The organism is Legionella quinlivanii, assembly GCF_003265995.1.
Taxonomy (GTDB): domain Bacteria; phylum Pseudomonadota; class Gammaproteobacteria; order Legionellales; family Legionellaceae; genus Legionella_C; species Legionella_C quinlivanii_A.
Genome location: NZ_MVJN01000003.1, coordinates 327,076 through 340,052, shown reverse-complemented (window position 1 = coordinate 340,052; position 12,977 = coordinate 327,076). Strand labels below are relative to the sequence as shown.

Genomic DNA, 12,977 nt, shown 5'->3' with positions numbered 1-12,977 from the left:
TTAGATATAATAAGCAGTTTTAGTCATTATTTTAGAGACTACAGACATCATCTTTTTTATCGGCAAGGGCAGATCCATTGCTCCCGCTTCAATCGCCTCATGGGCATGATTACTTTCGTCCTGTTCCATTTCCTCGATAATTGCACGTGATTTGTGATCCTCAGCAGGAAGATTTTTTAAATGATTTTTAAGATGTGTGGAGACCTGGTTTTCTGTTTCGGCCAAAAATCCCAGACTCACCTTATCGCCAGCCAGACCAGCCACCGCTCCCAGAATGAGTGAGCCGGCATACCAGACAGGGTTTAAAATACTGGGTTCACTGCCCAGTTCTCTCAAACGCTGCTCACACCAGGCAAGGTGATCCACCTCTTCACTGGCAGCCTGGGTCATTTTTTCCCGGACGTGATCCAGGTTAGCGGTGAGCGCCTGCCCCTGATATAAGGCCTGCGCACATACTTCCCCGGCATGATTCACGCGCATCAGGCCGGCAACATGCTTCCTTTCCTGCATGCTTAAATGCGGCTCCTTAAGTCCCTGTGCCGGGGATACCCTCGCCGTTTCCCGTTTTTCCGGTGGCAAAAGGCTGCGAATTGCCGTATCAATTTGAGCAAGACATTGATCAAGCAAGTTAAATTCCCGCATTATCTCATCCAGTTAAACAGTTCAATTATTATTATGTTAGCCTGTTTATCGTTTGAATACGAGTCCAGGAAATCAGTGGGCCAGGATGAGCAAAAGCGAGGGGGATTATTCTGCACTAAACTATATAAAACCATTTTAAATAGAATAGAGCGATGAATAACGATGCGTTTAAGAAGCTGAACGATAGAAAGGGAAATTACTCCGATGAGGACATTGATGCGCTATTCAGGCAAACCAATGACCTGCAGGATAAGGAGCTTGCTAAAAAAGAGAAGCAACGCGAAAAATATGATCCTTTTAACGAGGATGAGTTTGAAAGCTTTGATCCAAATGAAAGCTAGTCGATTTTACTAGTGAATCTAATTTGACTATTATTAAAGTGAAGGGCATTGAAAGATGCCGTTAACTTAAGATAGGGAGATCTCTATGTTAGGATGGGCACTTATTTTTCTGGTGATTGCAATTATCGCAGGCGCCTTTGGCTTTGGGGGAATTGCATCCACAGCAACCAGTATCGCTAAAATTCTGTTTTTCCTGTTCCTGGTTGTGTTCGTTGTTTTACTTATTTTGAACTTGTTTGGCGGCGGAACGCCACCTCCAGTTTAATCCTTGCAATGGTAAAAAAGACACCTTCGGGTGTCTTTTTTATTCAGGCATTAAATAACATTTGCAATTGAGCCGTTAACTGTCCGTATCCTGCTTCGATATTAATATAATTTTCCTTTCCCAGAAAGTAAGACAGAGAACCATCATCCTGGGCCGTGTCTGATTGTAATGCGACATTGAATGCCAGACGTTTCAACCTATAAAATTCTTCTTGCCGGGTCACAAAGAAAAAATTACGGAAATTGGAATTGCGTAAATAATTCAGCGCCTTGGCATCCGGTGCCAGAGGGTGCTTCGGAAAATACTCCTGGATGGAATAGCCCTGGTTGTTGTGCACCGCAATGACTTTTCCGGGAGGAATCAACTCAAGAATGGCTTTGGCAAATCGTCTGACTTCGCGATGCGCAGACGGTGAATAGTTACCATACTGCGTTAAGGTTTTTTTGATGCCCGCATCAGTAAATATTCTGTTAGGATCAAATTCATAGCGCTGCTTTTTCAGGTAGAAAACAATGTTCCGTTTTCCAGAATGATGTAAGGTAATTAATGTGCCGCCGTTAGAGTCCACATAAAGCTTGGCAGCCTGTAGAGCGGTACTCTCATTTTCATGCAAATGCACCAGGGTTTTTCCCTGGCCGGCCTGGCGAATGATCTGGATTTTAGCATCGCCTAAATTGAAATGGTGAATTTCAGTATGAAAAATTCCTGTAAACAGAAAATAGAGATAGCTGAAATAAATCATGTTGGGTCCATTAATTTTTCCAATGGGCAAATTTTATACTTTTCTCGAGAAAAAAGCACCTGCTGAATTTATAAATATTCAATTGAAAATGATTATCATTCGTGTATGATATCTGGCTTCTAGCTTAAATGGATTTAGGATGAAATTAGCCGTTTTTTGTCTCATGGCCCTTGGCGGCTTTGCATTTGCTTTTTCACCGCGCTGTGATGTTCACACCTGGCATGACATTCGTAGTACCGAAGGCAATTGGAAAATAACGATGAGGATGATAAGCCAGACAGGTTTACTGGTTGACGAATCCTGTCAGCCAGTAAATGAATTTAAGATTTCACCCAGGCAGGGATTGCGATATGGATTCGGTTTTTCTGATAATGCCAGTTTCGATATTGCCTACACGATTACCGCCATCAGGGAAGCACCGGGATTTGAATCCCAGACCTGCGTTTTTGTAGTCACTGCCAATGGACCAGCACAACCAGACATTAATGCACTGGCGTATCATGGCGCAAATTGCGACTGGAAAGTAGTTCCAGGCATTGGAGAAGACTTTACGGTCGGTTAAACTGGTTATTTATGGTCATAGCCTATTCAAGGATTTTAATGCCTGGCCATCCGTTTTAATTAAGCAGGAGAGAATATGTCTCTACTGAGATCTGCATTTGCTGGTTTAGGAACCGCATCCGGAGTTGCCTGGCCTTTTTTAGGGCTTTCCCTAGCCATCTTTGGCCTGGCTGCAGGCAGCGGTGCCGCTGTTAGCCTCGGAGTTTTAAGCGGCGGTCTTTTTGCTCTGGTATCGATGCCGGTCCTTTACTGGACCTATCAATATTTTCAGAAAAAAGAGAACAAATTATCCGACAAATTCAAGCGCTACTCAGAAGAGTATCTCAATCAATTTTACCTGCTGATCAATCAGGCTCAACTGGCCTATCAGAAGCAATGCGAGGCGAATAGTGGCTTCAATCAGGACTTCTATCAGTTCCTCAGAAACTGGCTTAATGAAATAGAATTAAATTCCGCGCAGGATCTCTCCCTGAATTTGCAATTCCTTGCTTGTCTTAAACGAAATAAACAGCAATGGCTGCAGGTCCTCACCTTGCAGGGCGATGCGCGTAAATCAGCTTTAAGGGAGCCTTTATATGAGTTTTTACTGCTTAGCTTTCATTCCGAACATGCAAAAGGAGCAACTGCCGATCAAAAAAGGGAAATCGCATTTATCGTATTTGCGGGTGCCTTTGGTTCAGTTGCAGGATTTAGTTCAGGATTCTCAAGTTTGTTGAGCAGTATGGGCTTATTTGCCGGACTTGGCAGTTTCCCTGTTCTATGCCTTGGGATATTGGCTTTAGCCATTGGTCTCGCGCTGTTTGCTGCCAGTCAGGCCGTTGAGCTGAGCGATCAGCACTCCAAAAAGAAATGGCTCTATAAAAGTCTTAAAGCATCCAGACAGCATTTGGAGACACTGCAAAATGAGCCGCTTTTTTCTGCAGAACAATTCAAATCAGAGATCAGTACAAAAGATACTGATCATTATCCTCCCTTGATACATAATACGGCAAGCAAGCCTGGATCATCCGCTACTTGCTGCGAGTCTCTCGGTTTTAACTCAGGACAAGGCCTGGGATAATTGACTGTACGTTTTGGAACTGTTCATTATGCAAAAATCAAAAAAAATTAACTGCCCTATCTGCGGCAAAACGAATACCTGGAAGCCGGAAAACAGCTTTCGCCCCTTTTGCTCGGAGCGCTGCAAATTAATTGACTTAGGCGAATGGGCGTTTGAAACCCGCAGAATCCCCGGCGCTTCAGTTTCTGGGCAGTCAACTGATGATGGCGAGGATGATTTTTCATAGGCTTAGGGGTGTTTTTTAAAATAATCGAATGTCGGGCGAAGCGCCCGACTTACGTTGTTTTCTATCAGAAAAAAGGGGGCGCTTTTTGACCTAAAGCGAGGCGGCAATTGCCTTGCTGATATCTGGCATTATATTCTCAGAGCCTATCAAATCATTGACTCCCGCTTTTTCCAGTTTGTATGTTACCCGGGTATTCGCTCCGGAGAGAATGACTTTCACGCCGCGGCGCTTGAGATTGCCAATCGCTTCTTTTAAGGTTTGCAAACCAGTGATATCAATAAATGGCACCCAGCGCAAATGAATGATCAGCACTTTGGGGTCGGTATGTGTGGCAGCCAGCGCATGTTCGAAATTTTCAACTGCTGCAAAAAAGAAGGGGCCTTCGACGGTATAAACCTGAGTATCCGCTGGCAGTTTTTCAATGCCATTTTCTTTTAATTCCTGCTGGATATCTTTTTCATCCGCCTCACGTACTTCGACACTGGAGGCCATACGGCGAACAAAATGCAGCACCGCCAGAATCACCCCAATATTTACCGCAATCACTAAATCAGCAAAAATGGTCAGTGCAAACGTCACCAGGAGGATGACAATATCCGCGCGCGGAGCCTGCTTGAGCATTTTAATGAAATGGCGCGCTTCACTCATGTTCCAGGAAACGACAAATAGAATGGCCGCCAGAACCGCCAGAGGCACATTAACCGCCAGCGGAGCCAGCACCAGAATAATCAGCACCAGCATCAGCGCGTGAACTATTCCGGATAAAGGACTATTTCCACCATTACGAATGTTGGTCGCTGTTCTGGCGATAGCTCCGGTGGCAGCAAAACCGCCCAGAAACGGCGCGACAATATTGGCCACACCCTGCCCTATCAGTTCCTGATTGGAATTATGTTTTGTACCTGCCATTCCGTCTGCTACCACAGCAGACAAAAGTGACTCAATCGCACCTAGCATGGCTATAGTAAACGCCGGACCAATCAGTTCAATAATTCTTGCAGTTGTGACCGGAGGAAAATTAAGTGAAGGCAAGCCTTGCGGAATCCCGCCAAACGCCTTACCAATCGTGTTAACGCCATCAAACTGAAAGATGGCTTGCAAAGCAGTGGCAATAACCAATGCGATTAATGGAGCAGGGATGCGCTTTAAAAAGGATATACGCGGTGCGATGATAAGCACTGCCAGAGAAAAAAGGGCAAGCAAGGTAGTTGTCAGATGGAATTGCGGCAAGGCTTGAATTAATTGCCAAAGCTTTTGATGAAAATGTTCACCCGAAATTGCCGGTAAACCAAAAAAGTCCTTCCATTGTCCAACCCAGATAATAACAGCTATCCCCGCTGTAAACCCGACGATCACAGGATCAGGGATAAATTTGATAATGACCCCCAAACGGGCAAGTCCTAGAAAGAACAGCATAAAGCCCGCCATAATGGTGGCAATCTGCAGACCATCAATACCGTATTTAGCGGTGATACCAGAAAGAATAACGATAAAAGCACCAGTTGGTCCGGCGATTTGTAAACGGCTGCCGCCAAATACAGAAACGAGAAACCCGGCAACAATCGCCGTGTAAATACCCTGCTCTGGCTTCGCCCCGGACGCGATAGCAAATGCCATTGCTAAAGGCAAGGCCACAACGCCCACAATAGAGCCTGAAATAATATTGGATAACCAGAATTTACGGTTTAATAATCCGGCACGATACGCTTCAAGAATGGCAATCATGAATTACTCACTGAAACAAAATTGTCCAGAATTATAACCTATTGCAGAGAATCAGAACAGCCCCCCCCCCTTCCCTGCAATCCTCACTGCCGTTAAGTTAAGGAATTATGTCCTTCCCGCGAAGGCGGGAATCCATTCCTCAATTGGCATTATAGCCAGCTCAGAGATTGGATCCCCGCCTTCGCGGGGAAGACAGTTTAATATACAACTGAGCTAAACTTGGCAGTGCCTGCTCATCTTCAGGCAGGAATGGATACTCGGGAAGCTCTCTTTCTTTTCCAGTCATTGTAGAGAGCGATGGAAAGGCTACAAAAGGCAAGATAGCTGACTGCATAGAGCAATGAGGCCATTGCTGGAGAAGCCCAGCCAAAAACCAGTTGCGTCAGATAATTCTTGAAATTAAGCATCTGACCTTCTCTTTCAATATGAATCATAAATTGCAGCTTGAGGAAGATGATGTGAAATACGTACAAATTTAAAGCATTCGCTCCCCAAAATTTAAAGAGGCCGCATGCCTTCTGTTTTTTCTTCAGATCAATCAGCCAATAGCAAAAGCTAAACGCTAAAATAGCCAGGCCGCCAGACCACAAGACAAAAGAGCTTGACCACAGGCTTTTGTTTACAGGAAACCAATGCCCCCAGCACCAGCCAGAAACACAAAGCGACAAGCCTAATATAAGCAGTATACCAAGTCGATTTTTTTCTCGAGCTCCGAGAAGAATATGAGCGCTTAAATTACCAAGCAAGGCCGTGCTGATGGCAGGGAATGTCGATAAAATACCTTCGGGATCATAAAGCGGTTGATATAAATGCGCAGGTGGAATAATCAGCCTGTCCACATAGGCCGCCAGATTGGATTCCTGAGTTAAACTGCCAATTGCTGCTCCCGGCACGGGGAAATAGGCCATGAAGAGCCAATAAGCTATTAAAATCATCACGGCAAGCGCCACTTGAAACCGTATACTGGTTGAGAGTTCTAATACCGCTGCAAAGAAATAACAGATGGCGATGCGCTGTAATACGCCTGGAATTCTTAGCGTTTCCCAGGAAAAATGAGGGATTGCGTTGAGCAATAGTCCACATAGAAACAGCATGATACTGCGTTTTAAAATCTTTGAAACCAGCTGCCCGGTTTGCAATCGTGCTCGACTGGATTGAACTGAGAAGACAGCTGAAACACCCACCATAAAAATGAAAAAAGGAAAGACAAGATCTGCCAGACTGCAGCCATTCCAATGAGAATGAGCCAGAAATCCATAACTTTGCGGATTTCCTGGGCTATTGACGAGAATCATTAACGCCACAGTTATTCCGCGAAATACATCAAGGGACAACAGACGGGGAGGAGTCTTATTAGCGGGAATGAAGGCAGTCAATTTATTCCTTGGGCAGCATGCTTTGTTTAAATTTGACTATATGTTCATAGGCTTCGTCAATGCGTGATTCCTTAATTTCTCCCGATTTGACCTTGGCTTCAATAATATCGATAACCTGCCTGGGATCCTGTGCCTTGTCGGTAATCTGATTACCGAAAATGAACATATCAACACCGGCATTAATAGCCAGGGGCAGGGAATCTTCCAATCGGTAATGCTCACTGACCGCTTTCATTTGCATGTCATCAGTAATGATTACCCCATTAAAATGCAGATTTTGTCTTAGAAGACCTGTTAATATTTTATACGACAAAGTCGCCGGTAGACCTGACTCATCCAGTTGTCTGTTGACAATATGGGCGGTCATAATCATACCGCAGGCTGAATTGCTGTTGATTAAATCGCGATAGGGGTTTAACTCATAAGCCTGCCAGGTTTGGGTCACATCAACAAAACCGAGATGCGAATCCGCTGTTGAACTGCCATGCCCGGGAAAATGCTTGTAGGCACATTGAACGTTTTCTTTTAAAAAACGACTGGCCATAATATCCGCATAATAACTCACCTGTTCCGGATCCGCGGAGAAACTTCGATTCAGTAAGCCGATAATCGGATTTTGGGGATTCACATTGACATCGAGAATAGGCGCAAAATCAAGATTAAAGCCTGCTTTTTTAAGGGTAGTTGCCATTGTCTGGGCCGCTTGCCCTGCCTCAGCCTGACTCATTTTACCGACATCCACTGCAGACCAGGTTTTAGGAAAACCATAATCCTGCTTCAGGCGATCCACAGCCCCCCCCTCGTAATCCACAGAAATAATCAGAGGTAATTGAGGGCGCTGTGCTTTCTCATTGGCTAAACGGGTCAACTCCTGCAGATCTTCATTGAGTTTCTTAACCTGAGCAGGACTTTCGATATTTTTATCAAATGATAAGGTTTTGTAGTTATAATCAAACAGTATTACACCGCCCAGATTGTATTGCCCTATGTCTTTTATAATCGCGGCATTGGAATCTACATTTTTACCCTCAAAGCCGACAATTAGCATTTGCCCTATTTTTTCGCGCAGGGAAATTTCCTTTGCAAAAGCAGGAACATTGAACAACGCCAGCGACAAAGCGAGAATGGACAGTTTTAATTTCACACTTAACTCCTAGTCAAGAAATGACAAAAATGCTGCCAAATTATATCAATGGTCTTAAAAAAACACAAACATATCGAACTTGCCCTGTTTGATTACTAACAATAGAAATTATCTCTCCTGCGTCATCCGAGCGCAGCGAGGGATCTCCCCGCAGTCGCACAGTCTTGTCATATCGATCGATATAAATCATCCCATCCGGATTCGACTCATTAATCAGACCATGCCTGTGCTCGTATAACGTGGGGAGTTACCTCTTCATTTAAGTGAATAAAACTTAATCACATGATAATATATTATACTTATAGAGCACAAACCAACCGCCGTTTACTATGCCAGGAAAAAAAGCTCCTAACGGAAAGCCTCCGCGAGAGGCTATTATTGCGCCAGCAGATCAGCTATCCGAGGCTGAGTTAACCAGACTTCGCCAGTTGAGTGATCATCAGCATGCCTTGGTGGGACAATTATCTCAATTCAGCAGTAAAAAATTTGAAATCGCGCCTCAGCTTATGGAGGGAGTCGAGCTCTTAAACGAGCTGGAGAAATTTCTGGAGATAATTCCCAGGTTTGAGCGAGGCATGGCAAGGATTGAATCGAATCAGTTGACCACTGAAGATCAGGAAAGTCTGATTCGCTTACTTGAAGCAGAGCAAAAAAAATTGCTGGATGAAAAATCCGGTATGGAGCAGCAACTACGGGAGATATCGGATGATGCTCTAAAGGGCTCAATCAGGAATACAATCTACGATATCGTAGAAAAAATCAGATTTCTGCAAACCGTTATTGTTTCTGTTAAAAAAAACCACACCACCGCACTACAGCGAACGCAAATCTCACTCCTGATTCTACCGGAGCGAATAAATCAATTACAGAAAACTTTAGAAAACATTCAGCCATCTTTTGCCCATTTACAATCTCTGGAAAAGACTCCTCTGACATCGATAATTACTGCAGCCAGTGAACTGTATGCGAATGCCAAAGCGGAACTGAATAATCAGCGCAGAGACCTCGGCCCACCACGGGCCGGTCCTGCCAATCAGAATGTTCGTAAAATCGACTCCTGGTCAGCTGAGATAGAAAAATTAATGCAGGAGTTTTTAAGCACCCGCGACGCAATGCCCACTGCAGAAAACCCTCAGAAAAATCTGATCAAGCTGTTCAATCTCAAGTGGCAGCTGCAGCTTAAGCATTTTGAGATTCGTCAAGGCATTAAATTAATGGCTGACGAACTGGAGATCAATAAAAAAGATGCCGAAATTAATGATACGCAACAGCAAATTCCTGAAAAAATAAATCGATTAAGGCAAACCCTGGCTGCTATCCAGCTCAACCAGATTTCACTTCCACAATTTAAGGAACTGGAGCGTCAGATACGAAGTGCTTTGGAAGAAAATGAAAAAACGGCCACTCTTGCTCCTCTTGGCAAGGCTGAACTGCAATGGGACAATCGAAGCGAACTGGCGCCTGTTTTACTTGAACAGCGCGACACACGTCTTAAGGCTCTGAAGGAACAAAACCAGCGTCTCGATGAACTATTAAACAACCTCAGTCAAACATTGGAAGCTGAGAAACAACGACTGCAGCCCCTTCAGGAGCAGTTGATTTTAGCCTCCAGGAAGCAGGCTCTTCTTGTTCAGCTAGGGCTCACCCAAGAGCGTAAAAATTTATTCCGCAATTTTAATCTGCTATTAAACAGCGATGTCAGGACTCTCCCGGCGGATAGCTTTGGCAATACGATGCATAACCTGTTAAGCCTCTTTCGTTGGGAAGATCCTGAATTTAAAGTAGAAAAATTCATTAATCAAATTAACTCGGAAACTGCAGCAGCAAAACAAAAATTTAACAGCAATTGCCCTGATTTAAATATCGGACCTAATTCATTCCAATTCAATGGCAAAAACTATGAGCCGGCCACTATCATTTCACTTCTGATAGCAAACCGCAGTTTTCTGAATAACCTGCCTTCATTCAAAAATGCCAATGACGATTTGAAGAGCCTTATTCATAAAGGAAATGAAACAGAGCTATTACATTTTCTCGAAAAACAGCTGCATGATTATCTGATTGCCTATACAAAGTTATCAACGGCGTTTGCCGAGGGAGCGAATGAGCAGACCAATTATTCTCAAGCCTTAATGCAGCTGAATGAGAACAGACCTGTGTTGAACAGCATACTCGAGCTGGCCGGGCAAGCTGCCGAGCATGAACGTATCATTAAGCAGCGTGAACAAAAAGCCCTTGAGGAAGTCGCCGCCGCTGAGAAAGCCGAGCAGGAGCAGCAATTGCAGAAATTGCAAACGGAGGCAGCTATTAATAACACGGTGGATATCTTGAGCGCACAATTGAAAGTTCAGTTAAACAAAAATCTGCTACTCACTCAACAGGTCGAAGAGATTCTTTACAAACTGACAAAAGAGGAGCAACGCATTAGTCAAAAAGATCCGGCAGATCCTAGAATCAACTTATTAGGAAATATTAGTCAACAGGTTTTTGCTCCCTTTCAAAATAAACTGAAAGATCTCAATGAAAGAATTCAGCAATCAACTACTAATTTGTCTGCAGATACAATGGAAAATACTAAAGCGGAACTATTGCAATATGTTAAGGAAACCAATCAGTTAGTTGCCACAATACCCAATCAGGTCTCTGCGCAGTTGAGTGATCAGGAGCTCGAAAAGCTGTCTTCTGTTAAGCAAAATGCCTTTCTGCGATGGATTGACCAATGGATTATCCGGCCATTTTATTCCAAACGTTCAGACAGTATTTTTGCAACAGCAGTTGAAAAAAATCTTAGTAGTTTCAGAGATAAATTTATCTCCCAGAATAAAACCGACACCACCAGTGAAACAGAAATTGGCGATCTTAATATTCCACAGCGAAATTAATTGTTTAATGCGCAGCTAACGCCTTTTGAATTAATTGCGCCTGCTTTAAATTTTCGACAAAATCCTGCTTGGAGGACTCAAGATAATTTTTGATGGCGGGATGAGTTGCAATCGGTTTAAAATCCTGCTCAAAAAGCGTTAAGGCCTTGCTGGAATTACGAATCTCAAATTCGAGATATAAGTTATCCAATTGGCTGTTTTCCGCTTCGGAAAGTTCTTTCAACTCCTGATTTTTTACACCGCGCAATTTCAATGCCGTGGCTGCATCAATAGTTGAAATGCCTGTCGTTTTGCTTAAATGATAGATTTCCTTTAAATGATGCCGGGCTTGCTGATCAAGTTTTAAGGCAAATTGCTGTATAACAGCATTGTTTGATCTTTTATACACATAGCGTGCCAACGCCGACTGATTTTCATTGATCACCAGCAAGTTAGCCAGCACCGCCCCATCTTGTTGCTGGGGTAAAGGACCCAGGACTGAATTATTCTGATTCACAGCAGCAATTTGCAAGAGCCCCAGCAAAAGCAGGCAGATAATACCCATTTTTGTTTTCATATTCAGGCATCAGGAACATCGGCTTAATTTAATTATAGCGATTAACAAATCGATTTTATAATTTTACTGTATTTGGCATTTACTGGATTATAACTTTCACGCTCTTCAAAAAGACTATCCCTATCAATTTTTATGTCCTTCATCAGGGCCAATTTAAAATTTCGCCATTCCGGCAAATGCCCTGATTTACTGCCATTACTTACCTGATAGGCATGCAGTTGCCTACTGCCATTTAAAATTCCGTAATGATGGGGTTCAACCCGGCGAGCATGCCCATCATAGGAAAAAAGCAGATGGCATTTCTTCATGATCGCCGTGGCAATGATCGTCTCTACGGAAGGCATGGTTGCCTATTGGGCTTTCACTGGCGTTTTAACCGTTTCAAGTACCTTGATATTATCGACAAAGCACTTGGTCTCACCGCTCCATGGCAGTACAAATTGATCACAGTGGTATCTTAGTACGACATGCCGATTATTTTCCATCGCGGAAATGGCCTGGTTGACCAGATCAGATTTGAATTGCCCCAAAGTGAAGTGAAACTCTCTGCCTGTCGCACCACTGGCATTGTCCAGTCCCCCGCGAATCAGTTCACCTTCCCAGGTTCCCCAATAACGGCCTTCTTTCGCCACCTTGACAATAATGCCCGATTTCTGGCCTGATTGAACCGTCCAGCATCCTGTCAGCAGGGGGGTTGTTGCCAGAAGTATTCCGAACAACAGTTTCTTACTCATTCTTTTCTCCAGAACAGTTTTAGAGGTATATCTGCTAAGTATAGAGAATTTCTAGAATTTTCCGATAGCTTTTTTCCATCTTACCCGATAACTATGATCGCGCCAGCGTAATTCCGCCTCGCATCCCGCTGATATTGAAGTCACACCGGCAGGCGTACCGGTATAAATGATGTCTCCCGCTTTGAGCGGGAAAAATTGACTGATGTAAGCGATTACATCGGCAGGTTTCATCATCATTTGGGTTCCTCTGGCCGATTGTCTGACCACTCCGTCGATAAGCAGTTGAAATTCAGCCTCCAGATAATCCGGGAATTGGTGACAGGGAATCCACGGGCCAAGAACTGCCGCATCTTTAAACACTTTGGCAGTAGTCCAGGGATGCCCCTGTTTTTTGAGTAGGGTCTGACGTGCTCTTAAGGTCATATCCAGCCCAAGCGTCACATCTGAAATCGCATTTGAAGCCTCTTCAACACTCATCTGATACCCATCGCGGGCAATGCGCAAGGCAATTTCACATTCAGGCTGAACCGCTGAATCCTCAGGAAAATACAAGACAGCTTCCTTATCCCAATCATTGAGCTGCCTGAGCACACTGGCAGGTTTTAAAAATAACACCGGCTTCTCCGGTACCGCATCGCCAAGCTCCCGGGCATGCTCGAGATAGTTCTTTCCCACACACACAATTTTATCGATAGACATTGTTCGTACCATGTATTCAGCCTT

General features: G+C 44.0%; 15 protein-coding genes. 6 read left to right on the top strand and 9 right to left on the bottom strand.

Annotated features, from left to right (window positions below; translation table 11 throughout):
* Positions 1-642 carry a 2-polyprenyl-3-methyl-6-methoxy-1,4-benzoquinone monooxygenase gene (gene coq7, locus B1207_RS05270; RefSeq protein ID WP_112218941.1) on the bottom strand — a complete coding sequence of 214 codons (642 nt, stop codon included), beginning with the start codon at positions 640-642 and terminating at the stop codon, positions 1-3.
* A gap of 152 nt (positions 643-794) precedes the next feature.
* On the opposite strand from coq7, the gene B1207_RS05265 reads away from it, so the two are divergent.
* On the top strand, positions 795-983 hold the full coding sequence (locus tag B1207_RS05265; protein ID WP_112218940.1) for a hypothetical protein: 189 nt from the start codon (positions 795-797) through the stop codon (positions 981-983).
* A gap of 85 nt (positions 984-1,068) precedes the next feature.
* Complete coding sequence (locus B1207_RS05260; protein ID WP_058506793.1) at positions 1,069-1,248, top strand: DUF1328 domain-containing protein; 180 nt, start codon at positions 1,069-1,071, stop codon at positions 1,246-1,248.
* A gap of 43 nt (positions 1,249-1,291) precedes the next feature.
* Here B1207_RS05260 and B1207_RS05255 read toward each other — a convergent pair whose 3' ends face one another.
* Complete coding sequence (locus B1207_RS05255) at positions 1,292-1,990, bottom strand: protein tyrosine phosphatase (protein WP_253255786.1); 699 nt, start codon at positions 1,988-1,990, stop codon at positions 1,292-1,294.
* Positions 1,991-2,129: 139 nt separating this feature from the next.
* On the opposite strand from B1207_RS05255, the gene B1207_RS05250 reads away from it, so the two are divergent.
* The 3 genes from B1207_RS05250 to yacG all read left to right on the top strand — a co-directional run bounded on the left by B1207_RS05250 (position 2,130) and on the right by yacG (position 3,837).
* On the top strand, positions 2,130-2,552 hold the full coding sequence (locus tag B1207_RS05250; RefSeq protein ID WP_112218939.1) for a hypothetical protein: 423 nt from the start codon (positions 2,130-2,132) through the stop codon (positions 2,550-2,552).
* 75 nt (positions 2,553-2,627) lie between these two features.
* Entirely contained in the window at positions 2,628-3,611 is a 984-nt protein-coding gene (locus tag B1207_RS05245) for a hypothetical protein (protein ID WP_112218938.1), read from the top strand.
* Between the two features lie 28 nt (positions 3,612-3,639).
* A complete protein-coding gene (gene yacG / locus B1207_RS05240; RefSeq protein WP_112218937.1) occupies positions 3,640-3,837 on the top strand; it encodes a DNA gyrase inhibitor YacG in 198 nt (65 codons plus the stop codon).
* A gap of 90 nt (positions 3,838-3,927) precedes the next feature.
* Here yacG and B1207_RS05235 read toward each other — a convergent pair whose 3' ends face one another.
* The 3 genes from B1207_RS05235 to B1207_RS05225 all read right to left on the bottom strand — a co-directional run bounded on the left by B1207_RS05235 (position 3,928) and on the right by B1207_RS05225 (position 8,082).
* On the bottom strand, positions 3,928-5,562 hold the full coding sequence (locus B1207_RS05235) for a SulP family inorganic anion transporter (protein WP_112218936.1): 1,635 nt from the start codon (positions 5,560-5,562) through the stop codon (positions 3,928-3,930).
* Positions 5,563-5,801: 239 nt separating this feature from the next.
* A complete protein-coding gene (locus B1207_RS05230; RefSeq protein ID WP_112218935.1) occupies positions 5,802-6,938 on the bottom strand; it encodes an acyltransferase family protein in 1,137 nt (378 codons plus the stop codon).
* Position 6,939: 1 nt separating this feature from the next.
* Complete coding sequence (locus B1207_RS05225) at positions 6,940-8,082, bottom strand: glycoside hydrolase family 3 protein (RefSeq protein WP_112218934.1); 1,143 nt, start codon at positions 8,080-8,082, stop codon at positions 6,940-6,942.
* Between the two features lie 329 nt (positions 8,083-8,411).
* Between B1207_RS05225 and B1207_RS05220 the strand changes: the two genes are divergently transcribed.
* Complete coding sequence (locus B1207_RS05220; RefSeq protein ID WP_112218933.1) at positions 8,412-10,964, top strand: hypothetical protein; 2,553 nt, start codon at positions 8,412-8,414, stop codon at positions 10,962-10,964.
* Between the two features lie 4 nt (positions 10,965-10,968).
* Here B1207_RS05220 and B1207_RS05215 read toward each other — a convergent pair whose 3' ends face one another.
* Genes B1207_RS05215 through B1207_RS05200 form a run of 4 tightly spaced genes read right to left on the bottom strand, consistent with a single transcriptional unit; the run spans position 10,969 to position 12,953 of the window.
* On the bottom strand, positions 10,969-11,520 hold the full coding sequence (locus tag B1207_RS05215) for a DUF4142 domain-containing protein (protein WP_112218932.1): 552 nt from the start codon (positions 11,518-11,520) through the stop codon (positions 10,969-10,971).
* Between the two features lie 41 nt (positions 11,521-11,561).
* Positions 11,562-11,864, bottom strand: a complete 303-nt coding sequence (locus B1207_RS05210; RefSeq protein ID WP_112218931.1) for a hypothetical protein — start codon at positions 11,862-11,864, stop codon at positions 11,562-11,564.
* Between the two features lie 6 nt (positions 11,865-11,870).
* Entirely contained in the window at positions 11,871-12,254 is a 384-nt protein-coding gene (locus B1207_RS05205) for a hypothetical protein (protein ID WP_112218930.1), read from the bottom strand.
* Positions 12,255-12,305: 51 nt separating this feature from the next.
* On the bottom strand, positions 12,306-12,953 hold the full coding sequence (locus B1207_RS05200) for a fumarylacetoacetate hydrolase family protein (protein ID WP_172458135.1): 648 nt from the start codon (positions 12,951-12,953) through the stop codon (positions 12,306-12,308).
* Positions 12,954-12,977: the final 24 nt, after the last annotated feature.